Origin of the sequence: Paenarthrobacter sp. TAF1, from assembly GCF_052113825.1 — a bacterium.
Taxonomy (GTDB): domain Bacteria; phylum Actinomycetota; class Actinomycetes; order Actinomycetales; family Micrococcaceae; genus Arthrobacter; species Arthrobacter nicotinovorans.
This window is the reverse complement of record NZ_JBFRDO010000007.1, coordinates 68,831-89,797: the sequence shown is the minus strand read 5'-3', so window position 1 is coordinate 89,797 and position 20,967 is coordinate 68,831. Positions and strand designations below refer to the sequence as shown.

At 63.6% G+C, this 20,967-nt stretch carries 21 protein-coding genes; 9 read left to right on the top strand and 12 right to left on the bottom strand.

The window, feature by feature from the left end:
- Nucleotides 1-146: 146 nt before the first annotated feature.
- Nucleotides 147-716 (bottom strand): MOSC domain-containing protein, encoded by a 570-nt coding sequence (locus AB4Y81_RS12020; RefSeq protein WP_441995970.1) that lies wholly within the window; start codon nt 714-716, stop codon nt 147-149.
- Nucleotides 717-791: 75 nt separating this feature from the next.
- Between AB4Y81_RS12020 and AB4Y81_RS12015 the strand changes: the two genes are divergently transcribed.
- From AB4Y81_RS12015 to AB4Y81_RS12005, 3 genes are read left to right on the top strand one after another with little or no spacing between them, the layout of a single operon-like run.
- Nucleotides 792-1,229 (top strand): hypothetical protein, encoded by a 438-nt coding sequence (locus AB4Y81_RS12015; protein WP_441995969.1) that lies wholly within the window; start codon nt 792-794, stop codon nt 1,227-1,229.
- Nucleotides 1,226-1,417: a helix-turn-helix transcriptional regulator gene (locus AB4Y81_RS12010; RefSeq protein ID WP_018778791.1), complete on the top strand. Its 192-nt coding sequence runs from the start codon at nt 1,226-1,228 to the stop codon at nt 1,415-1,417. Before AB4Y81_RS12015 ends, AB4Y81_RS12010 begins: the two co-directional genes overlap by 4 nt.
- A 26-nt stretch (nt 1,418-1,443) precedes the next feature.
- Entirely contained in the window at nt 1,444-2,223 is a 780-nt protein-coding gene (locus AB4Y81_RS12005) for an alpha/beta fold hydrolase (RefSeq protein ID WP_441995968.1), read from the top strand.
- Here AB4Y81_RS12005 and AB4Y81_RS12000 read toward each other — a convergent pair whose 3' ends face one another.
- Nucleotides 2,224-2,721: an NUDIX domain-containing protein gene (locus AB4Y81_RS12000; protein ID WP_039242987.1), complete on the bottom strand. Its 498-nt coding sequence runs from the start codon at nt 2,719-2,721 to the stop codon at nt 2,224-2,226. It lies immediately after the preceding gene.
- Between the two features lie 365 nt (nt 2,722-3,086).
- Between AB4Y81_RS12000 and AB4Y81_RS11995 the strand changes: the two genes are divergently transcribed.
- Complete coding sequence (locus AB4Y81_RS11995; protein WP_422757458.1) at nt 3,087-4,331, top strand: hypothetical protein; 1,245 nt, start codon at nt 3,087-3,089, stop codon at nt 4,329-4,331.
- Here the strand turns inward: AB4Y81_RS11995 and AB4Y81_RS11990 are convergent.
- The 8 genes from AB4Y81_RS11990 to AB4Y81_RS11955 form a co-directional block, all read right to left on the bottom strand.
- Nucleotides 4,328-4,519 carry a hypothetical protein gene (locus tag AB4Y81_RS11990; RefSeq protein ID WP_018778794.1) on the bottom strand — a complete coding sequence of 64 codons (192 nt, stop codon included), beginning with the start codon at nt 4,517-4,519 and terminating at the stop codon, nt 4,328-4,330. The two genes, AB4Y81_RS11995 and AB4Y81_RS11990, sit on opposite strands and share 4 nt — an antisense overlap.
- A gap of 7 nt (nt 4,520-4,526) precedes the next feature.
- Nucleotides 4,527-5,672, bottom strand: a complete 1,146-nt coding sequence (locus AB4Y81_RS11985; RefSeq protein WP_431229666.1) for a glycosyltransferase family 2 protein — start codon at nt 5,670-5,672, stop codon at nt 4,527-4,529.
- A 219-nt stretch (nt 5,673-5,891) separates the two neighbouring features.
- Nucleotides 5,892-6,062 carry a hypothetical protein gene (locus tag AB4Y81_RS11980; RefSeq protein ID WP_018778796.1) on the bottom strand — a complete coding sequence of 57 codons (171 nt, stop codon included), beginning with the start codon at nt 6,060-6,062 and terminating at the stop codon, nt 5,892-5,894.
- Nucleotides 6,063-6,242: 180 nt separating this feature from the next.
- Nucleotides 6,243-7,073, bottom strand: a complete 831-nt coding sequence (locus tag AB4Y81_RS11975) for an oxidoreductase (protein ID WP_431229665.1) — start codon at nt 7,071-7,073, stop codon at nt 6,243-6,245.
- Nucleotides 7,074-7,181: 108 nt separating this feature from the next.
- Nucleotides 7,182-9,158 (bottom strand): amino acid transporter, encoded by a 1,977-nt coding sequence (locus AB4Y81_RS11970; protein ID WP_413304828.1) that lies wholly within the window; start codon nt 9,156-9,158, stop codon nt 7,182-7,184.
- A gap of 144 nt (nt 9,159-9,302) precedes the next feature.
- Entirely contained in the window at nt 9,303-9,848 is a 546-nt protein-coding gene (locus AB4Y81_RS11965) for a GNAT family N-acetyltransferase (protein ID WP_441995967.1), read from the bottom strand.
- Nucleotides 9,845-11,209 (bottom strand): LLM class flavin-dependent oxidoreductase, encoded by a 1,365-nt coding sequence (locus AB4Y81_RS11960; protein ID WP_441995966.1) that lies wholly within the window; start codon nt 11,207-11,209, stop codon nt 9,845-9,847. The genes AB4Y81_RS11965 and AB4Y81_RS11960 overlap by 4 nt, the downstream gene beginning before the upstream one ends.
- A 58-nt stretch (nt 11,210-11,267) precedes the next feature.
- Nucleotides 11,268-12,152: a MetQ/NlpA family ABC transporter substrate-binding protein gene (locus AB4Y81_RS11955; RefSeq protein WP_018778801.1), complete on the bottom strand. Its 885-nt coding sequence runs from the start codon at nt 12,150-12,152 to the stop codon at nt 11,268-11,270.
- Nucleotides 12,153-12,375: 223 nt separating this feature from the next.
- On the opposite strand from AB4Y81_RS11955, the gene AB4Y81_RS11950 reads away from it, so the two are divergent.
- From AB4Y81_RS11950 to AB4Y81_RS11935, 4 genes are all read left to right on the top strand, one after another.
- Nucleotides 12,376-13,485: a methionine ABC transporter ATP-binding protein gene (locus AB4Y81_RS11950; RefSeq protein WP_441995965.1), complete on the top strand. Its 1,110-nt coding sequence runs from the start codon at nt 12,376-12,378 to the stop codon at nt 13,483-13,485.
- Nucleotides 13,486-13,487: 2 nt separating this feature from the next.
- Nucleotides 13,488-14,147: a methionine ABC transporter permease gene (locus AB4Y81_RS11945; protein WP_018778803.1), complete on the top strand. Its 660-nt coding sequence runs from the start codon at nt 13,488-13,490 to the stop codon at nt 14,145-14,147.
- A gap of 22 nt (nt 14,148-14,169) precedes the next feature.
- Nucleotides 14,170-15,330 carry an LLM class flavin-dependent oxidoreductase gene (locus AB4Y81_RS11940; RefSeq protein WP_441995964.1) on the top strand — a complete coding sequence of 387 codons (1,161 nt, stop codon included), beginning with the start codon at nt 14,170-14,172 and terminating at the stop codon, nt 15,328-15,330.
- A gap of 89 nt (nt 15,331-15,419) precedes the next feature.
- Entirely contained in the window at nt 15,420-16,964 is a 1,545-nt protein-coding gene (locus AB4Y81_RS11935; protein WP_441995963.1) for an MFS transporter, read from the top strand.
- Here the strand turns inward: AB4Y81_RS11935 and AB4Y81_RS11930 are convergent.
- Together AB4Y81_RS11930 and AB4Y81_RS11925 are read right to left on the bottom strand one after the other, a co-directional pair.
- Nucleotides 16,928-17,383: a rhodanese-like domain-containing protein gene (locus tag AB4Y81_RS11930; protein ID WP_441995962.1), complete on the bottom strand. Its 456-nt coding sequence runs from the start codon at nt 17,381-17,383 to the stop codon at nt 16,928-16,930. The genes AB4Y81_RS11935 and AB4Y81_RS11930 overlap by 37 nt on opposite strands.
- 55 nt (nt 17,384-17,438) lie before the next feature.
- A complete protein-coding gene (locus tag AB4Y81_RS11925; RefSeq protein ID WP_441995961.1) occupies nt 17,439-18,575 on the bottom strand; it encodes an LLM class flavin-dependent oxidoreductase in 1,137 nt (378 codons plus the stop codon).
- 345 nt (nt 18,576-18,920) lie between these two features.
- Between AB4Y81_RS11925 and AB4Y81_RS11920 the strand changes: the two genes are divergently transcribed.
- Nucleotides 18,921-20,951: a rhamnogalacturonan lyase gene (locus AB4Y81_RS11920; RefSeq protein ID WP_441995960.1), complete on the top strand. Its 2,031-nt coding sequence runs from the start codon at nt 18,921-18,923 to the stop codon at nt 20,949-20,951.
- Nucleotides 20,952-20,967 lie beyond the last annotated feature (16 nt).

Sequence of the window (20,967 nt, the reverse complement as noted above, 5' to 3'; positions counted from 1 at the left end):
TTCCGGTTGCGGGGCAGGTGGCTTCCTGACCCTCTTATGGGTGGGTTCCTGACCCACTTTGGATGCGGTAACGCCATATTTCAACGCTATTTGGTTGTTTTCGGATCACGCTGCGGCCAAAGAGGGTCGGGACGCGCAAGTGCCTGCTAAGGCAGCCTCGAAGGCCGGAGCACGTTTGCCTCGCCTGCCTTGCCCGGGTCGAGCGGCACCGGGCTGGTCAGGACAGCCGGCCCACGATGCAGCAGTCCGCCGGAAACAACCTGGCACCGCACGCCGCCGCGCCCGCGCATCGCCTTGTGGGCACCCGGGGCGAGCATCTGGTCCATCCAGGCGCAAGGATTGGCTGGTCTGCCGGCCTTCAGCGTCACCACATCTCCGCCGGACTCCAGCGTGAATCCGTGGCCGAGCAATGGAGCCAGTTCCACTCCCCGCAGCACGACGTTCCGGCGCGTCAGCAGCGGATCGAAAGGCCCGGCGTCGAGCTCGGCAGCAATGGCTTCCAGTGCCTCTACGGCGAACACCGTCACGGCGGCGTCCATGTGGGCGGCCTTGCCGAAGAACCTGTCCCCAACAATCCCCTTGCCGGCAACCAACTCAGCGTGGTCGGCGTCGGCAGTTGGAACGTCCGCGGCGCCTTCGCGCGCACGGCCAAAGTAGGCGTGCGCCGGCGACACCAAAAGGTGCAGCACTTCGACGTCGTACCTGTAATCAGTCATGCTTCAACGCTAGCCCCTGTCCGTGTGGAGCGCAGGGGCATTGTTCCGCGGTGTAAAGCGTGCTTTACTTTGCCTATGAGTAAAGCGTCCTTTACATCCCGGCGGGTCCCGGCCCAGCACTATGTCTTGGCCGTCATCCTCGGCGCCATCCTGACAATCACGGTTGCGGTGGTGGTGGGAGCAACAAACCCGGATGATTTCTGGCCCGCCGCAGGAATCGGGGCGCTATGCTCCGGGTACCCTGCGATGTCCCTCGGAGTGCGGGTTTTCGTCTCCAATAACACCGTCACCCGGGATCCGAACGGGGAACAAAGCGTGGAGCTGCAATGGATGCGCCAGGCCGGGGCCGGGGCCTTCATTGACGTGCTGGTCGCGACGATTGCTGCTTCGCTGGTGCTGGCCATCGGCCGTTTCCAGGTTGATGCGCTCCCACTGCTTCTGGGGCTCGTTGGCCTCAGTACGCTGGATGCCGGCCTCCGTTACGTGGCCATCCGCCACCGTGCTCTGAAGTGAAGAACAACCTTGCCGAGCGCCGAGCCGGCCGCAACTGGACCCAGGCGGACCTGGCCGCCGCGCTCGGAGTGTCCCGGCAGACCGTCATCTCCATCGAGCGAGAGAAGTTCGACCCGTCATTGCCCTTGGCGTTCCTCATTGCGCGGACCTTTGGCTGCGCCATCGAGGACGTCTTCACCGCGGAGTGACACCACGGTAAAGATAAAGTGGCACCGTGAACTTTGCTGAAGCAGCCGACGGCGTCGAACTCGCCTGGACATCGGAGGGCGAAGGCGAACCCATGCTGCTTATCGCCGGGCAGGCCACGTCCATGGACGGTTGGGGCCCGACGGCGGAGCTTCTGTCGCGCTATTACCGCGTCATCCGCTTTGATCACCGCGGGATTGGCCACAGTGGGAGGGGTGACGCTGAGCGGTACACCACTCGACGTCTCGCCAACGATGCTGCGGCCGTGCTCAGCGCGGCCGGGGCGGAGTCAGCACACGTGTACGGCCATTCAATGGGCGGACGCATAGGCCAGTGGCTGGCCATCGATGAGCCGCAAAGGGTTCGTACCCTGATCCTGGCGGCAACGAGTGGCGGGAGCATGCCGGACAGCGCAGCCGAGCCGGACAAAGCCGCCCTTGACGCCCTGGTCAGTGGCGACCTCTCCCGTCTGGAGCCGCTCTTTTTCGACTCTGAGTGGGTCAGGAACAACCCCGAGGCGACCCTCACTTTCTTCAATTCCCGCGCGTCGGCGTGGGCCAAGGCGCGTCATTTCAGGGCCAGCCGCGAGCACGATGCCTGGAGCGAACTGGGTGCGATTACGGCTCCCACCTTGATACTCCATGGCACCGAAGACAGACTGACTCCCTTGCCCAATGCGCTGCTGCTACGCGGGCACATAGCCCGTTCGGTCCTTGTCCGCGTACCGGGTGCGGGACACGGGCTGCACCTGGATCACCCCGGGACCGTCGAGTGGATCCGGCAGTTCATCGCGCGCAGGAGCGGCTAGCTAATACTGCGGGCCGGCCTGGGACGATTCCCCGGCAAGCCGTTGTACCAGCGCGTCCACGATTGGCAGTTGCCCTTTGACGAGCTTGGTCCGCGCCACGGCTTCCTCAAGCCATTGTGCGTCGTCGATCTCGGGGAAGTCCTTGATGGTGCCAGAGCCTTTGGGCCATTCCATGGGGAATGTGTTGCTGACAATCTCTTCGGGCTGAAAACCACTGGCTTCCGCGATGAACGCCGTGATCAGTTTGCCCGAGGGCTGCCGGAATGTACCCAACAGAACGTAGTCCGCAGATGGCGGCGGAGTGCCGATTTCTTCAGTGAATTCCCTTCGTGCGGCAACCAAAGCGTCTTCGTCGTCGGAGAATTCGCCCTTGGGAATTGACCACGCGTGCTGATCTTTCCGCGCCCAAAAGGGCCCACCCATGTGGGCTATCCAAAGCTCCAATTGTCCGGCGGTATTTCGCCGGTAAAGGAGGATTCCTGCGCTGCGGATAGTGATGTCGCCTCCCGGGGTAAAGGTGCTGCACACATTTGTTGGAACACCTCAAGGCTACGCCGCCAGGCGCGGCCGTTATCCAATCGATGTTAATTCCCGGATCTTGGGTACCAATTTCGCTTCCCGCAAGGCCACGGCTACTCGATAATCGAGGAGTTGTACGTTCTCCGGGGGGAGGAGCGTATTGCGGCCAGCGGGACCAGCCGCTGGCATTCTGGGCGCATCAGCAGGAGGAAACAGCTATGGCATTGTCAATGAGGCTCCTTCCACGTGGGGGAAGAAAAGTTATGGGGGTAGCCGTAATTGCTGCGGTTGCCCTGTCCATGTTTGCCGGCACAGGACCATCGCATGCGGCGGACACAACGCCTATGGCAGATGATCCCGGCCCGGTGGGCAGTTTTGCCTGGAAGGGATTCAATTGGCAGAAGCGTTTTTGGGGTGGAGCGCCCATGTACAACGCGACGTGGGATGCCAACAATGTCAGCAACCCGGATGCCAACGGCTACGTGAAGCTGTCCATAAGCAATCCGACAGGTTCGGCGCCCAAGGGTGCGGAATTCCAGTCCACCCGTGAAGGATTCGGTTACGGTACATACAGCACCACGGTGGAAAAGGATGTCAGCGCACTCCAAAAGGAAGTGGTGTGGGGCTGCCTTTTCACCTATGACCCCAATGCCGTTCCCGGCTACACCGAGATCGACCTCTGTGAAGCGTCGGCGTGGGGCGGGGGCGCCGCATATGGCGAAAGCTGGCCGGTGACCCAAGGGCACGGTTACTGGTTCGATGCCACCTTGCCTCCGGGCCAAGGCAACAACACGGTCACCTTCGATGTCACGAATGCCCCCATCCTCACCCACCGGATGGTCTGGGAGCCGGGCAAGCTGACCTTTGAGACGTTTGCCGGGGAAGGGTACGACGGGCCACTCCTCAAGAGGACAGTCCTGGAAGGCTCCACTGTTCCCACTCCTGCCAAGGAACAGATTCACTTCAACCTGTGGGTCACCGGCGGCGGCGGTGGAGACGCTGCACATGTTGCACCGGAAACCGTCACGATCAGGGACTTCTCCTTTGTCCCGGCGAACCAGCTCACGGGTCCGGTTCCGACTATCACCGGCACGGCAGCGGTGGGCTCGACACTCACCGCAGTCCCGGGCACCTGGCCTGCCGGAACAACCTTGGCGTATCAATGGTTCAAAAACGGCACGGCCATTTCAGGAGCCACGGGACCCACCCGAGTCCTGGCCGCTGCGGACCAGGGCGCCAGCCTGACTGTGCGTGTGACGGGAAGCCTGGCCGGGTATGCCACGGCTACTAAGGAGTCGGCCCCGACGGCGGCAGTGGTGGCCGGAACCTTGCTGGCTCCGACCCCCACCATCACAGGTACGCTCACAGTTGGTTCGACCCTGACAGCAAACCCCGGAACGTGGACTTCCGGTACCGCACTGACGTACCAGTGGTACCGCTCCGGGACCTTGATTGCTGGAGCGACGGCCAAGAACTACAAGCTTGTGAGCGCAGACCAGGCGGACACCATGAGCGTCAGAGTCACCGGAACCAAAGCCGGCTACACCGCGGTGTCCAGGGTTTCAGCAAGCACCGCGGTGATCCCCTAGGAGGCGGACGGCAGGTTCTTCTGTGCGCGGACGGGAACAATCCTCTTGATCGCGAGCCCCAATGCCAGCATGGCGAACGCGGCCAGGGCGAACCAGAAAAGGTCGCCTGCTCCGGTCAGGGCGAGGGTACCGGATCCCATTCCGGCCGCGGCTGCTCCGGCTGCGGGGGTTACTGGGCTGTTGTACATGAGTCGATTACCAAACTTTCTTTCTGTTGAGTGCTGCGTCCAGGTAAGCCTTGGCGTGGACTGCCTGGAGGAAGATGTCGATCACTGTTTCGTACATGGTTGCGGCCAGCAGCATGTGCCTCCAGCCCCGGAACCGCACCGTGATGACGCGTTCCAGGATGAAGATGCCGGTGACTGCAATCCAGAAGGGCTGGAGGTTCAGACCCATCCCTGAAATGAGCGCGAAGAGGATGGAGCCAAAGTAGGCCAGCGTCACTACGACGCCGATCATTGAAAGGAACTGGCGGCCCCAGTAGGGCCTGGTCACTTTGGTCCATCCGTATTGCACGCAGTTCTCCACCGCGCCCCGCTTCCACCGGAGCCGTTGCGCCCACAGTTCGCGCCACGTGGGCATGACCTCCGTGACCAGCGTGCAGTTGGCTGGTGAAGCGATCCGGTAACCCAGTGTCAGCAGGGCGAAGGAGAGTTCGTTGTCCTCTGTCAGGACGGACGTGTCGTAGATGCCGCCCTTGCCGTTTCCGGGAGGGAGTGTGCCGCCAAGGCGGGCAGCTGCGACGTCGCGAAGAGTCTTGACGCGGAAAAGGGCGGCGGTCCCTGTGACTACCAAGCACTTGCCGTGGAGGCGCTTGACGTCCCGGGCGTAGCGGGCGTATTCGTTGCGCTGGAGGTGACCTACGAAGCCGCCACCGGGACCTCCGCTGAAGACACCGCCTACCGCGCCGAGCAGTTCGTCGGCGAGCAGGTTTTGTGTGGCGTTCTCAATGAAGTCAAGGGCGAGCTGGGAGTCTGCGTCCTGGACCAGGATGAGGTCCTCGGGGTCGGCGTCGGGCAGCAGCCGGCTGAGGGCGAAGTTCAGAGCTCCGGCCTTTTTGTCCTTGTTTCCCACCGTACGGATGACCTCAGCGCCCTGGGCGACCGCGAGGTCCTCGGTATCGTCGGTGCAGTTATCGGCCACCACGATCACGCGGTCCGGGCGGCGGGTCTGGTTGTTCAGGGAGACAAGTGTGTCGGTGATGCCGGCGGATTCGTTGTGGGCCGGAACCAGGACAGTTACCACGCCGCCGGCGGCACGGTGGGATCTGCGGGGCGCGGTGGCCGGGGCCGGTGAGGCAGCGGTGTCCGTTGATGCGTGGACCGTGGTTTCCGTGAGCATTGTGATCCCTCCGTTCGTTAGCTGGAAGCGTTGACTCACTTAGAGTTCCAACGCCAACGCAAGAAACGCGCAGGCAAAGCGTCAAGGAAAAATCAAGGTTTGCTCAGGGTTTGCTTGAAGCGTCACGCAAACGGTTACGGGATCAGGTGCAGCCTTAAACGCAAGAGGACGACGTCGGGAGGTCCCGGCGTCGTCCTCTTGCGTTTGTTGTCGAGCAGCTTAGCGGCTCAGGCTGACCGTAAAGGTCTTCGGTCCGCTGAGGGTCACGGCAATGCCGCAGTTTTCTGCCGCAGCGCGGTGGGAAAGGGACTGGATGGCGGCATCGATGGTGTGGTCGATGGCCGACTTGTCCCAGATTTTCAGCGTGATGGAGTCAGTATGTGTCGTCATTGTCAGTACTTTCACTCAGGCTGGTGACAGCCCCAAGCTTCGTCGCCCGGGGCCGCATCCTCGTCGGTGAGGATTGCTGATTCAGCTTGTATGGGAACGGATTCCCTCCTTCATGGTTCATGCTGCCCACCGTGATTGACAAGCGAATCCAGCCAAGTGTGACCGATTACACGTTGCTTGTTACTCCGTGTAACCGGTGCTGACAGTGAGCTCCCGCCAACGATCCACCTCCGCTCGCTGGGCTTCCGCTACGGCGTCAAAGGCCTTGGCGGCGTCCTCACCGAGCAGCAGGAAGCCAGGAGTTTCAGCGGCCTCGACGGCGTTGATAATCACCTGGGCTGCCCTGTCCGGATCACCCTGCTGCCTCCCATGCACCGTGTCGTTTTCCTTGCGTCGCTTGCCGGCAGTCTGGGCGTAGTCGTCAATGGCTTCTGCGGATTGCGTGAGCGACCTTCCGGCGAAGTCCGTCCTGAAACCACCCGGTTCCACGGCCGTTACTGTGATGCCCAACGGTGCCAGTTCCTTCTGCAGGGAACCGGAAATGCCTTCCAGCGCGGCCTTTGTTGCCGAGTAATAGCCCGAGCCGGGTGGGCAGATGCGGGCGCCGATCGAGGAGATGTTCACGATCGCACCCGAACGCCGGGTACGCATCCCGGGCAGGACGGCCTTGATCATGGCGACGGGACCGAACACGTTGGTATCGAACAGCGTCCTGACGTCAGCGTCGGCGCCCTCTTCGATCGCGGCGCGGTAGCCGTATCCCGCGTTGTTGACCAGGACGTCCACACCGCCGAAGCGCTCCACGGCCTGCTGCACGGCCGCTTCCACCTGCGACTGGTCGGTGACGTCGAGCGGGACGGCGAGTGCCGTCGTCGGGAATTCCGCGGCGAGGTCCTGCAGAGTGGCGGTGTCGCGCGCGGTCACGACGGCGTTATCGCCTTTCGCGAGGACCGCCCGGGCAAGTGCGCGGCCGAGACCGGTGGAGCAGCCTGTGATGAGCCAGGTAGTCATGATGTTCCTTTCATGGTTGACCTATCCCACTGAACGCTACTCCCCGGCGCCACGGGAGTGACGGCCCATACAGGTATTGCCGGTGCCACCCGGGACAGAGGACGCCGCTCAACCGACGTGCACCCACGGGCGGCGGCTCACCTCCGGTTCGGCCTCCCTGAGGACCTCGCGGGTCACCGGGGCTATTTCGCCCTCGCCCAGGAACAGGAAGCGCAACAGGTTGGTCATCGGGTTGCCCTCAGTCCAGCGGAAATATATGTGGGGCATCAGTCCTGTGACGTCACGGATATGCAAAAGCACGGAGGCAATGGTGTTCGCCACCACCGGACCATGCACCTCAAGGATCCGGTAGCCGTGCCGTTCGATGCCCTTGACGTACAGTTCGGTCTCGAAATCCGAAGTGTCGTCCAGCACCACTTCAAGGAACAGGCCGTGGTAGTTGAGGGGGAGGTGGCTGACCTCGATGGCCGAGACCAGCTTCGAGCGATAGGCCTCCGCCGTAAGCCGGAGCGGTTCGTGCGCGATGAGCCGTATGGGTTCGGTGCCGTCGTCAAGGATGAATTCCAGGGCGTTGCGGTCCATGTGGACGAGTGTGGCGTGCAACTCGAAGGACCTGCGCACCCGGGACAGCAGGGAGATGCCGATGATGCCGGCGATGAACACGGCCGCAATCCGGATGCCTTCGGGTCGCTCCACGACGTTGGCCACCGTGGTGTAGACGAACACGGCGGCGATGGCGCCGAAGCCGATCATGCGTTTGCGCTGATCACGACGGCGCGTGGACAGTGTCACGGCAACGGCGGCTGACGTCATCAGCACCAGGACGCCGGTGGCGTAGGCACCGCCCTGGGCGTCGACGTCGGCGTTGAAGACGAAAGTGATGAAGAACCCCACCAGCGTGAAAACCAGCACCAAGGGGCGAACCGCCTTGGCCCATTCCGGAGCCATGCCGTAGCGGGGAAGGTACCGCGGTACAAGGTTGAGCAGGCCGGCCATGGCGGAGGCGCCTGCGAACCACAGGATGGCGATGGTGCTGATGTCGTACACCGTGCCAAAACCCAGGCCCAGGTACTCGTGGGCGAGGAACGCGAGGGCACGGCCGTTTGCCTGGCCGCCGGGCTCGAACTCGCGCTCGGGGATGAGGACCACAGTAGTGAAGCTTGAGGTGATGAGGAACGAACTCATGATCAATGCGGCGGTGGTGAGCATTCTCCGGGTTCCCCGGATGCGGCCTGTTGGCTTGGCCTCAGTGTCATCGGGGTCGCCCTGCACCTGCGGCATCACGGCGACACCCGTCTCGAATCCGGAGAGGCCCAACGCGAGTTTCGGAAAGACAATGCAAGCGATGGCTACGGCCATGAGCGGGTTGCCGTGGGAAGTCCACAGCAGCTGCCACCAGTCACCTACGGCGGTGGGATGCGCCAGGACCTCGACGACGGTGGTGGCGACCACCACCACATTCAAGCCCAGGTAAAGGACCACAAGAACGACGGCGACGCCTATCGCCTCCTTGAAACCACGGAGGAAAACGGCGGCCAGGAGTGCCAGGAGGACCAAGGTGACAGGAACATTCTGGCCCTGCAGCCAGGATGGCATCACCGGGTTCTGGATGAAGTGGGCCGTGGCATCCGCCGCGGAAAGGGTCATGGTGATCATGAAGTCCGTGGCGGCAAAGCCGAGCAGCACCAGCACCAGCAGTTTGCCTCCCCAGCGTGGAAGTAAACGCTCGAGCATGGCGATGGAGCCCTCGCCGCGGGGACTTTCCCCTGCCACGCGCCGGTAGACCGGAAGCGCGCCGAACAAGGTAACGGCAACCAGGACGATGGTGGCCAGCGGTGAGATCACGCCCGCGGCCAAGGCAGCGATGGCCGGCTGGTAGCCAAGGGTGGAGAAGTAGTCCACGCCCGTCAGGCACATGACCTGCCACCAATGGTGCTTCTTTTCGTGGGCCGCACTGACCACGCCGGGGCCGGGATGCCGGCCTTTGCTGTCCTGCAGCCCGAACAGGAGCCACGTCCGGAATGATGTCCAACCCCGGGGCCTGGGAGCCGAGGGGTCAGCCGGTGGTCTGCTTAACGTGGTCATGGGTGCCCTCCCAGACGCTCGTCGATCTGAGCTGAACATAGCACCGCGCACGAGGCGTGATGCCGGAAGGGGCCAATTCTTGATAAGACCTTTACGCGAGGGGTGAGCTCCCGGGGTTATTGGCGCGAACCAAAGGGGTGGGAGCTAACCCCTCACGGGCGGGAGGTCCAAGGTGTAGACCACCAGCTGCACCTTCGGTGCGGGCCGTTCCTTCTCCCGCTCGGGCCGGCGGACGTAGTCCAGCCGGCGATAGAGGCGCTGGGACGGTTCATTGTCGACGGCGGTGTCCAAGACCACGCGCGCGGCACCCCTGGCGGCGGCCAGCCGGGCCGACTCGTCGAGAAGTTTTTGGCCAAGACCGGTCCGGCGGGCCTCGGGCAGTACCGCCAACAGCCTGAGCTCCACTTCGCCGTCTTCAGCCTGCCTGCTTAGATGTGAGCCAAAGGGCAGGAGGCTGGCCGTGCCTACCAGGCGACCGGTTTCCACGTCCTCGGCTACCAGCAGCACACCTTCGCGGGCCCGGGCGGCAGCATCCAGCAGGAGGCTGAGCCGCGCGTCGTCCGGTTGATGCGCGCCGGGAAGATGATGACCGAAGCCTTCGTACGTCAGCTGCCCCACGGCGTCGTACTCTTCGGGGCGTGCCTGCCGGATCACATGGGTGCCGGTGGCGACGGTTGGTGTGGTGGTCATGGTTTTCCTTTCGGCTGCGGATCGAGTCCGAGATGGGATTTGAGCGTGGTGCCCGAATACTCTGTGCGGGCCAGGCCGCGCGCCTGGAGTATGGGAACGACCCCGGAGGCGAAGCGCTCCAGATCCTGGGGGAGGAGTGAGAACATGAGGTTGAAGCCGTCCGCGGCGCCCTCCGAGTGCCAGCGTTCCAGCGAGTCGGCCACGTGCTCCGCGGTACCGATGAAGTCATGATTGCGTTTGTCGCCGGTGAGGATCGAATAGAGGTCCTTGAGGGTGACCTCGTCCTCCCGGCCCCGGATCTGTTCGCCGGCAGAACGGAAATCGCTACGGGGGCGGGCGATCGTGGGTATGCCGGACTGGGCCACCGTGGCGTCCGCTCCGAGGCCGGTGAAGTCGACGGTACCTTCGCGGGCGGGCCCGGAGAAATATTCCTGCAGGAAGTCCAGGACCTGTTGATCGGTGATGAGGCCGTCCAGCTCACGGATGCGCTCCAGAGCTTCTTTACGAGTGTCCGCGACGAGGGGCGAGATGGCCTGGTAAACATAGAGCTCATCCGGATTCCGGCCGAAGGCCTCTGCCTGGGCACGGACCGATGCGCGGTAGCTCCGGGCCTGCGGAATATCCGGATGGCTCGCGAAGAGGGCGTTGGCGAACCTCGCACCCAGTTTCTGCCCGGGCACGGAAGTGCCCGCCTGAGCCAGCAAAGGGGAGTGCTGCGGCGAAGGCCCGATGTTGAGCGGCCCGGCAACCTTGAAGAACTCTCCTTTGTAGTCCAAACGGCTGAGTTTGTGGCGGTCGAAGAACGTGCCGTTTTCCTTGTCGTAGAGGAAAGCGTCCTTGTCCCAGGAATTCCAAAGGCCCTGGGTTACCTCAACGAACTCTTCAGCCCGGCGGTACCGGAGGCTGTGGTCGAAGTGCTCATCAGCGCTGAAGTTGCCTGCCGTGCTGTTGGTGAGGTCACGCGTGGTCACGATGTTCCAGCCGACGCGACCGCCGCTGATGTGGTCCGCGGTGAGGGCTGCACGGGCAAAGTTGAAAGGCTCGTCATAGGAGGTGGAGGACGTGGCGATGAGGCCGATGTTGCGGGTGACCGCGCCAAGAGCCGTGACAAGGCCTATGGGGTCGAAGCGGTTGAGGATGCCGGGGTTGGAGGTCTCATCGATCGCCAGGGAGTCGCCAAGGAAAATGGCATCAAACTTGGCCTTCTCCGCGGTCTTGGCGAGCTGCACTTGATGTGCAAAGTCGATGCTTGCCTGCGGAAATGCAGTTTCGTGGCGCCATGAAGCCAGATGGATGCCGGTGCCCACCAGGTAGGCGAAGAAATGGATCTGTTGGCGTTCACGGGTGAGTGTCTGGTTCATGGGCCTGTTCCTGAAATGTTTGCAGGGTGCCCGTTTGGGACGGGCACCCTGCACACAGCTACTTGGTCTTCTTGATGGCTTCTTCTTCGGCAGTCAGGACTTCCTGCAGCTTGGCAGCAGTCCAGTCGGCCTTGAACTGGAGGTTCCCGTCGTTGAGCTTGGTCACCGAGGCCTCAACTTCAGGCGTGTGATAGGCATCCACGATCTTCTTCCAGGTCGGATCGTCCTTGCGGTCCGCCTTCACCACGAATCCGTTGATGTACGGCGCCAGGGATTCCGAATTCAGGTCTTCCTTGAAGATGATCTTCTCGTCGCCCAGGCCGCCTTTCTGGGCCTGGGTGTTGTTCACGACGGCGGCATCCGTGGTTCCCTTGAGCGCGTTCACTGTCTGGTTGCTGTCCACCGGGACAACCTTGATCTTGCTCGAGGTGATCTCAGCCGGCGTGGACAGCGAGTTGCCGCCATCCTTGAGCTGCAACAGGCCTGCGGTCTGCAGGTTCAGCAGGGCGCGCGCCTGGTTGGTGGGGTTGTTGGGGATGGCAACCTCGGCGTCGGCCGGCAGCTCCTCCACGGACTTGAACTTCTCCGAGTACAGCGCCAACGGGTACACCGCGGTGGCGCCCACCGGAACCAGGGTGCCGTTGCTGTTGACGTTGAACTGCGAGAGGTACTTCAGGTGCTGGAACAGGTTGATGTCCACCTGGCCCTGCTGGGTGGCCGTGTTGATCTGGGCGCCGTCAGTGAAGTTCTTGACCTCAAGATCGATCCCCTGATCCTTCAGCTTGTTCTTCAAGAGGGTCCAATGCTCCTCGGCGCCGTCGTCCACACCGATGACCACCTTGGTGTTCGCTGCGGTTGACGAACCACTTGACGCACCCCCGCAAGCCGAGAGCGATAGGGCGGCAACCAGGCCGACGGCGGCGACTAACAGGCGGTTCTTCATGATGCTTCTCCGTACAAAGGGTATTGATGCGAATGGAAAGGTACGGGGTGTTCCCCCTGCCTCACGCTAGGCAGTTGCCGTGGTGGGAATCGAACGCTTTCGCAACACTCCGACGCGCACCGTCAAGGAAAGAAACCGCAGGTCACAGGGGGTCATTGGGTTCGATGGGATGGCCCGACCGCTGTTGGAATGGGCATCCAATCAACCCCTGAAGGAGGCTCCGGTGAGCGCGATCGTTTCGCTGCGCGGCGTCAGCAAACTGTTCCCGGTCCAAGGAGGCAAACGCACCCAACGCACCGAAGCTGTGCGCGCCGTCGACGACGTCACCCTGGACATCGACGAGGGAACAGTAGTTGGCATTGTTGGCTACTCCGGGGCCGGAAAATCCACGTTGGTGCGCCTGCTGAACGGACTGGAACGCCCCACCGAGGGCCAGGTGTTCGTCAAGGGGCAGGACATCTCCTCCCTCCCCGAGGGCGAACTGCGGAAAGTCCGCGGCGGCATCGGCATGATCTTCCAGCAGTTCAACCTGCTCAAGTCCCGTACCGTGTTCGGGAACGTCGCCTACCCGCTCAAAGTGGCCGGATGGCCGAAGGACAGGATCAAGCCGCGGGTGGACGAGCTGCTGGAGTTCGTGGGTATCGCGGACAAAGCCGGATCCTACCCGCGGCGACTTTCCGGCGGGCAACAGCAGCGTGTGGGCATTGCCCGCGCGCTGGCTAACGCACCGGACATCCTGCTCGCAGATGAAGCCACCAGCGCACTGGACCCGGAAACCACTCGTGATGTCCTGCGCCTGCTTCGACGCATCAACAAGGAACTTGGCACCACCGTCGTGGTGATTACCCACGAAATGCATGTGGTCCGCGAAATCTGCGACACCGTAGTGATGATGGAATCCGGCCGCGTAGTGGAAGCCGGACCAACGTACAAGGTGTTCGCCGACCCCCAAAGTGCGTCCACCCAGCGCTTCGTCTCCACGGCCGTACACGGCACACCGGAACCCGACACCGTCAGCAGACTCTCCGCGGCCCACCCCGGCAGGCTCGTCTCCATCGGCATTTCCGAAACGGCGCCCACCCCGCTGGTCGCAGCGACCTTCGAGCGCCATGGTGTGGGATCCAGCGTGGTGTTTGGGGGTGTCACCGAGATCCAGAACAAGATCCTCGGCACCCTCACCTACGAACTCACGGGCAGCGACGCCGCGATTGACGCCGCGCTCGCCGACCTGGGTGAGGTCACCGCCGTCGAACGCCAAGTTGCGACGGCGGCACCCACCGAAAGTGCCGTCCCGCACCTTCTAGCCCCCGTCCCCGCGACCGCCGGAGAATAGCCATGACCGACTGGACAACCCTCCTGCCCGTCCTGGGCGAATCATTCCAACAGACCATCTACATGGTGGTCATCACCGTATTGCTGAGCGGCGCGGCCGGGCTGGCACTGGGCGTCACTCTCTACGCCACCAGGCCGGGAAACCTGTTCGCCAACAAGGCCGTGTTTTCGTTCCTGAACTTCCTGGTGAACATCATCAGGCCCATCCCGTTCATCATCTTCATCACGGCCATCGCTCCGCTGACGCTGATCGTCATGGGAACCACCATCGGGACCACCGCGGCGATCCTGCCCATGGCGCTGATGGCCGGTGTGGTGATCGGACGCGTGGTCGAGCAAAACCTGGTGGCGTCCGATCCCGGTGTGGTGGAAGCCGCGCGGGCCATGGGTGACAGCCGGCTGCACATCCTGTGGTCAGTGGTGATCCCGGAATCGCTGGCGCCGCTGATCCTGGGCTACACGTTCATGATCATCGCGATCGTGGACATGTCCGCCATGGCCGGGTACATCGGCGGCGGCGGGCTGGGCAATTTCGCCATCATGTACGGCTACCAGCAGTTCAACTGGGAGGTCACGTTGGTGACTGTCCTGATCATCATCGTCATGGTGCAGGCCGCGCAGTTGCTGGGCAACTTCCTGGCCCAGCGCATCCTTCGCCGCTAAATCTTCCCTCAGGAGAACCACAATGCCTATCGAATTCCTCGGCATGGGTGCCGGCAACGACTCCACGGAGACTTCGCCAGCCACCACGCCCTTCTTTGACCCGGAGTATGCAGCCCGCATTGCGAGGATCCACGAGGACAACAACTGGGACCACGTCCTGTTCGCCTACAACTCCAGTACGCAGGATCCTTCCATCCACGCGGCGTGGGTGGCCGCGAACACTGAGCGAATCCAGCTGCGCCTGGCGCACCGGCCCAACGTCTCGCATCCAACGTTCGCGGCCCGGTCCTTCCTGACACTGGACCACATTGCGCGGGGACGGTTGACCGTTCACTTCATCACCGGCGGAAGCCAGGCGGACCAAGCCAGGGAGGGTGATTTCCTGGCAAAGGACGCCCGGTATGGCCGGACGCAGGAGTACATGCAGATCGTGCGGCGGGCGTGGTCGGGCGACTCCTTCGACTGGGACGGAGAGCATTACCGCTTCGAGAACTTCGCATCGGGCCTGGGACCGTTTGACGGGAAGCGGCCGGGTATCTCCTTCGGCGGGTCCTCGGAGGCCGCCTGGGCCGTGGGTGCTGCCGAGGCGGATATCTATGCGCTTTTTGGGGAACCGCTGGCCGACGCGGCTTCGCAGCAGGAGCAGATCCTGGCGCGGGCTGCTGCGCTCGGGCGGACCGAGCCGTTGCGCTGGCAGATCGCGTTCCGGCCCATTGTTGCTGCCACCGATGAGTTGGCGTGGGAGAAAGCCCACGCCATCCTGGGGACTTTCCAGGCCAGGCGGTCCGCCGGCGAGGTGATCGATCCTGTCCGCCACTACAACCAGAAGCCGGAGGCCGCCGGGACCCAGCGCTTGCTGGCGGCGGCTGAGCGCGGCGATCTACACGACCGCGCTTTGTGGACGGCCCTCGCCAAGGCTGCTGGTGGGGGAGGAGGAAGCGCGACGGCGTTGGTCGGCTCTTATGACACCGTCACCCAGGCGATCCTGGACTATCACGAGCTCGGATTCGAGATCTTCGGTCTCCGTGGCTACGACTTCATCCCGGACGCCCTCGAGTTTGGCCGGCATGTCATTCCGCAGTTGAAGCAGGAGGTTGCGCATCGGGAGAAGGGCCGCACCGCCGAGGAAATCCGGGCAGGCCAAGCCGCTTCCCGGGCACGGGTCCTCTCGGTGGCTTCCTGACCCGCTTTGACATTCACATGCCCCCAAATTAACCATTTCTGGTTGTTTTTCGGGCCCAACCTGAGGCAAAGAGGGGCGGGAAGGAACGCATGACCGGCCACGGAAATCACGCTAAACGTGCCGCTCTATGGCTTTGCCTGGGCGCCGGATTCATCACGCTGCTGGACCAGTCAATGTTCGTCCTGGCCGTTCCCGCGATGTCCGCCTCCTTGCACGCCGCCTCCGGGTCCGTGCAGTGGATCCTGGCGGGTTACTCGCTGGCGTTCGGCGTCGCGTTGGTTCCCGCGGGCAGACTGGGCGACATCGTCGGGCGGCGTACGCCCTTCATCGCCGGTATTGCCGTCTTCGGGGCCTCCAGCCTGGTGGGCGGCCTGGCCACGGACCCGTCGTTGGTCATCATCGCCAGGCTCCTCCAGGGGCTCGGCGCAGGCACCCTGAATCCGCAAGTGCTTGGCCTCCTGCAGGACATCTACTCGGGACATGACCGCGCGAAAGCGCTGGGTGCCTACGCTGCCGCCGGCGGTTCCGCCGCGGTCTGTGGCCCGCTGATCGGCGGACTTGTCTTGTCCGTGGGCGACCCCGCGATCGGATGGCGGATCCTGTTCCTCGCCAACGTTCCCTTGGTGCTGGTCCTGGTGCCGCTTGCCTTCCGGCTCCTCCCGAGGCCAGCCGGCAAACACCCCGAAAACGGAACCGCGAAAACCTCCATCGACGTCCTGGGTGCCTTGCTGCTCGGGGGAGTGGTGATCGCCTCGCTCATTCCCACGATCTATGGTGCGGGCACTATTGCAGTGACGTCACTGGCGGTCGGTGCGGGGGCGATCCTTGCCTTCGCTGGCTGGGAGATCCTCTACCATCGTCGCGGCCGGACTCCGTTGCTCAGTGCCTCGCTGGTGAAATCCAAGGGCTACGCTTTGGGCACGGTAGTGGCGCTTTGCCAGTTCGGCGTGGGTGCCGGGATGGCCGCCGTGACGGCGTTCCATTTCCTGGCCGGGACCGGGATGGCGCCGTTGGCAGCGGCAGCCATCCTTGCGCCCCAAGCAGCCGGGATGCTTTTGGCATCCAGCGTCAGCTGGCGCTTCTTAGCCCGATACGGTCGCGCCGGGATCGTCTATGCACTGTTGGGCAGCCTGGCCTGCCTGATTGCCAAGGACCTTTTTGTGCAGGGGCTCGACGGCGGAACGGCGGCTCTGGCGGTGGCCGCCGTCGGGCTTGTCCAAGGTGTGGCGACCGGTCTTGTCGTGGCGCCAAACCAGACCCTCACCCTCGCCCATGCACCCGCAGGTGCCGCGGGAGTGGCAGCAGGCTTCTACCAACTCAGCCAACGATTCGCTGCGGCACTGTGTTCGGCCGCTGCCGCCGGGATGTTCCTGCAAGCGCACGGCGCGGCCACCGGTGAAGCCTCCAAGGATGCGTTCCACCAGGGCATCGTGATGTGCTGCAGTTTGCTTGGTGTTGCCCTGCTTGCCGGCGGGCTGGACTGGCTGCGCGAGGCGCGGGACCGCAGAAACGCACGTGCCGTCGTCGTGACTTCCGGGAAGGAAGCCTCGACGACGGCGGTGGTGCTGACGCCGGAAGGCCCGACGGCGGCAGGTACTCAGCGCCCGGAAGCCCCCGAACCGGTGGACGCCTGAGCTGTGTCTACGGCCGGCACGGCTTCGACGGGCGGTGTGGTGGGCCCGGTGGTGGGGACGCCGGCGTCGCGGAGTGCCGGGAAGCCGCCGTCCACGTGGACGGCGTTGGCGTAGCCGAGGACTTTGAGCTTCTGCGCGACGGGACGTGAACCGTTCACGGAGCCGCAGAACACCACGATTTTCTGGTCGGTGCCGCTGACCTGGGCGAGGCGGTGTGCGGATTCGGGGCTGAAGTCTTCCTCCACGTGCTCGCGGTTCACCACTAGGGCGCCGGGGACTGCGCCGGTGCTGGCGCGGCCTCCTTCGCTGCGGACATCAATCAGCAGCGCGCCTTCTTCGATGAGTTTGGCCGCGGCATCGGCGGTGATCAGCTGGGTGTCTTCTTGTACTGAATCCTGGACTGTGGTTTCGATGGACATGGTGCTCCTTTTGTAGGTGGTGGACGTGTTGGTGGTGGGTGGAAAATCGGAAAAGTTAGAGCCCCCAGGCCTCGGCGAGCAGTTGGTAGGAGTTCTGCCGGTCGGCGGGGTCGTGGGCAATGGTGGTGATGAGCAGTTCCTGGGCGCCGGTGACGCGCTGCAACGTGCGCAGCTTGGCGCTGACTTGGTGGGGGTCGCCCACCAGCCTCGTGTCCACGCGGTCTTTGATCAGCTCCTCGGCTTCCGCGTCCAAAGGAAGATCCAGGGCATCGTCCGGCGAGGGGTAGGGGATGGCGCCCTGGCCGGTGCGAATGCCGTGTACCCACTGGGCATAGCCGCGTGCGAGGCGCTGTGCTTGGCGTTCGTCCGGGGCCACCAGCACGTCCGCCGAGACGATCACCTGCGGTTCCTGCAAGGAAGCAGACGGTTCAAAGTGGGCCCGGTATTCGGCAATGGAGTCCAGCACGCCGGCTGGTGCTACGTGGTAGTTCGCGCCGAAGGGAAGTCCCAACTTGCCTGCCAAACGCGCGCTGGGACCCGCTGTTGAACCGTGGATCCAGAATTGGGGCGCCTGCCCGAGAGCCGGCGTCGCGGTGACTTCCTCGCCATGCTTGGTCCTGTACTCCCCGGTGAAGAAACCGATGATGTCCTGGACGTCGTTCTCGAAGTTGTCCGTGTCTCCAGGGAAGCGGCCCAGCAGTTCACCTTGCAAGCGGAATTTCCTGGGAAGGACGGCGCCGAAGATGGGGCGCGGCGAAGGAATCAGCAAACCGTCAACCACGCGATCGCCGGGTGTGTCCGTAGGGGGAACTACTCCAGGAGCCGGTTCGCTGGGCGACTTCGGCGGGCCGGAGCGACCGAAGCCAAGGTCCACACGGTCCGGGAACATGGCGGCGAGCGTGCCGATGCTCTCCGCAATCTGGAGCGGCCTGTAATTCCCCAACAGGGTGGCCGCCGTGCCGACACGGATGGTCGTGGTGGCCGACGCAACCAAACCGGCCAGGATATGCGGGGCAGAACCGGCAACGCCTGTGTTGAGGTGATGTTCTGCGAGCCAGTAGCGCGAGTAGCCGGAAGCTTCGGCGGAGGCGGCAAGCGCGATGGTGCTGCGCAGCGCCTCGCCCGGTGTCTGCCCGGCAGAAACCGGGCTCAGGTCGAGGACGGACAGGGGAGTGACTGAAGGCTTCGGCATGGCACGACACTACGGAGCGCAGTGCCCCGGCCAAAGCCGATCCGTCACCCCGCTCAACCGGGCTAAATCCGGCGAAATCCGACGAACCGGACCGTCACGGAGGGCTCACAGATGCACATGGAGCAACGGACAAATTCGAACATTTCGCACCGAAGCCGCACAGTCATTTCCTGTCAAACCCTTGACCGGATGGTTGAGGCGCTGGTAAACCTTGTTGGCGGAAAGCGTTTTCTCGCATCGATCACCCCACTCGCTCATATGCGGAGAGATTGCTTGATGCTCAGTGAAACGTTCCAAAAAAGTGCGTGCAGACCCCCTGCCGCCCAGCATCAAAGGAGATGTTCTTTGGCTCACACCTCGAAATGTTCCTACCCCACCGCCCGTCGTCATGCGCGGAGGGCAGTTCCACTGGCGGCCTCTGCCTCCCTGGCTGCCGCCGCCATCGCGCTGACAGGCGTCCCGCTTGCCCAAGCAGCTCCCGCCCAACTCCCGCAGTCAGCGCAAACCGGACTTCCCGCCGTCGTGCCTGCCGCCAAGGACCCCGCTTCGCTGAAGCGCCAAGTGGAAAACCTGGACCGCGCACCCGTAGCCGTCCTGACGGATCAGGGCGTCACGGTGAGCTGGCGTATGCTCGGCCTGGACAAAGACAGTGTCGGCTTCCAGGTTCTGCGCGACGGCGTCAACATCACCCCCGAACCCCTGCGCAACGCCACGATGTTCGTTGACCCGGACGGGACGGCGCAGTCCAGCTACGTGATCAAGACCGTCGGCGACGGCCAAGGCCGGGACAAGCTGACCGAGGCGGTCACGCCCCTGGCGCAGAACTACCTGGCCATCAAGCTGGACAAGCCGGCCGACGGCGTGACGCCCGACGGCAAGCCCTACACCTACTCGGCCAACGACGCCACCGTGGCAGACCTCGACGGCGACGGCAAGTACGAGGTTATTCAGACGTGGGCGCCATCCAACGCGAAGGACAACTCGCAATCCGGTTACACGGGCAACGTCTACGTGGATGCCTACAAACTGGACGGAACCAAGCTGTGGCGCATCGATCTGGGGCGCAACATTCGCGCCGGCGCACACTACACGCAGGTCCTCGCGTACGACTTCGACGGCGACGGCAAAGCCGAGGTCTCGTTCAAGACGGCGGACGGCACGACGGACGCGGCGGGAACGGTGATCGGCAACGCCAACGCCGACTACCGCAACAGTGCCGGCTACGTCTTGTCCGGTCCCGAGTTCCTCACGGTCTTCAAGGGCGAGACCGGAACGATCATGGATACCGTCGCTTACGAGCCGGCCCGGGGCCCGGTGGCAGGGTGGGGCGACAATTACGGCAACCGCGTTGACCGCTTCCTCGCAGCCGTGGCATATCTCGACGGCGAACACCCCTCGCTGATGTTCAGCCGCGGCTACTACACCCGCACAGTGCTGGTGACTTACGACCTCGTCAACGGAAATCTCGTGAAACGCTGGACCTTCGATTCCAACCAGGCAGGGGACGAGTACAAGGGGCAAGGCAACCACAACCTCTCCGTCGCCGACGTGGACCAGGACGGCAAGGATGAGTTCGTCTTCGGCTCAATGACCATCGATGACAACGGCCAGCCGCTGTACAACACCAAGCTCGGTCATGGCGACGCGATCCACACCGGCGACCTCGACCCGTCCAGGCCGGGGCTGGAGACATTTGCCGTCCACGAAAGCATGGGGCAAAGCGGCAACCGTGGAGCGACCTTCCGGGATGCTGCTACGGGTGAAATTCTCTGGAGCATCCCTGCCGTCAAGGACACCGGCCGTGGTGCAGCGGGTGACATCGATCCCCGCTATGAAGGGGCCGAGGGCTGGGCCGTGGGTGGTTCCGCCGCCTGGGACTCGCCGGTGGGCCAGCTGAGGTCGGCCAAGGGTGAGCTGATCTCCGAGAACATTCCCGCCGCCAACTTCCTGGCTTGGTGGGACGGGGACCTGCTCCGCGAGATCGTTGACCACGACTACGATGCAACGGTCTCCCGTGGCGTCCCCACCATCTCCAAGTGGAACTGGGAAACCGAAACCAGCGACCGCCTCCTGACGGCAGACGGTGCCCGCAGCAACAACACCACCAAGGGCAACCCGTCCATTCAGGCCGACATCCTGGGTGACTGGCGCGAGGAGATCGCCTGGCCGTCCACGGACAGCACCGAACTCAGGATCTACACCACCACGGCTCCCACCGAGGTTCGCCTGCGCACGCTGATGCACGACACCGTCTACCGCACGGCTGTTGCACGTGAGAATGTGGCGTACAACCAGCCGCCGCACCCGGGCTTCTTCATCGGTGAGGGGATGCAGGCCCCGGCGGCGCCCGCCGTCGTCTACACCGGCACCAAGTAGAACAACGCGGGGTTAC

Bases quoted from the DNA above. Each gene is read 5' to 3' on its own strand.
- AB4Y81_RS12020 (WP_441995970.1), bottom strand. From the start codon at position 716: ATGACTGATTACAGGTACGACGTCGAAGTGCTGCACCTTTTGGTGTCG.
- AB4Y81_RS12015 (WP_441995969.1), top strand. From the start codon at position 792: ATGAGTAAAGCGTCCTTTACATCCCGGCGGGTCCCGGCCCAGCACTAT.
- AB4Y81_RS11995 (WP_422757458.1), top strand. From the start codon at position 3,087: ATGGCAGATGATCCCGGCCCGGTGGGCAGTTTTGCCTGGAAGGGATTC.
- AB4Y81_RS11990 (WP_018778794.1), bottom strand. From the start codon at position 4,519: ATGTACAACAGCCCAGTAACCCCCGCAGCCGGAGCAGCCGCGGCCGGA.
- AB4Y81_RS11985 (WP_431229666.1), bottom strand. From the start codon at position 5,672: ATGCTCACGGAAACCACGGTCCACGCATCAACGGACACCGCTGCCTCA.
- AB4Y81_RS11980 (WP_018778796.1), bottom strand. From the start codon at position 6,062: ATGACGACACATACTGACTCCATCACGCTGAAAATCTGGGACAAGTCG.
- AB4Y81_RS11975 (WP_431229665.1), bottom strand. From the start codon at position 7,073: ATGACTACCTGGCTCATCACAGGCTGCTCCACCGGTCTCGGCCGCGCA.
- AB4Y81_RS11970 (WP_413304828.1), bottom strand. From the start codon at position 9,158: ATGACCACGTTAAGCAGACCACCGGCTGACCCCTCGGCTCCCAGGCCC.
- AB4Y81_RS11965 (WP_441995967.1), bottom strand. From the start codon at position 9,848: ATGACCACCACACCAACCGTCGCCACCGGCACCCATGTGATCCGGCAG.
- AB4Y81_RS11960 (WP_441995966.1), bottom strand. From the start codon at position 11,209: ATGAACCAGACACTCACCCGTGAACGCCAACAGATCCATTTCTTCGCC.
- AB4Y81_RS11955 (WP_018778801.1), bottom strand. From the start codon at position 12,152: ATGAAGAACCGCCTGTTAGTCGCCGCCGTCGGCCTGGTTGCCGCCCTA.
- AB4Y81_RS11945 (WP_018778803.1), top strand. From the start codon at position 13,488: ATGACCGACTGGACAACCCTCCTGCCCGTCCTGGGCGAATCATTCCAA.
- AB4Y81_RS11940 (WP_441995964.1), top strand. From the start codon at position 14,170: ATGCCTATCGAATTCCTCGGCATGGGTGCCGGCAACGACTCCACGGAG.
- AB4Y81_RS11935 (WP_441995963.1), top strand. From the start codon at position 15,420: ATGACCGGCCACGGAAATCACGCTAAACGTGCCGCTCTATGGCTTTGC.
- AB4Y81_RS11930 (WP_441995962.1), bottom strand. From the start codon at position 17,383: ATGTCCATCGAAACCACAGTCCAGGATTCAGTACAAGAAGACACCCAG.
- AB4Y81_RS11925 (WP_441995961.1), bottom strand. From the start codon at position 18,575: ATGCCGAAGCCTTCAGTCACTCCCCTGTCCGTCCTCGACCTGAGCCCG.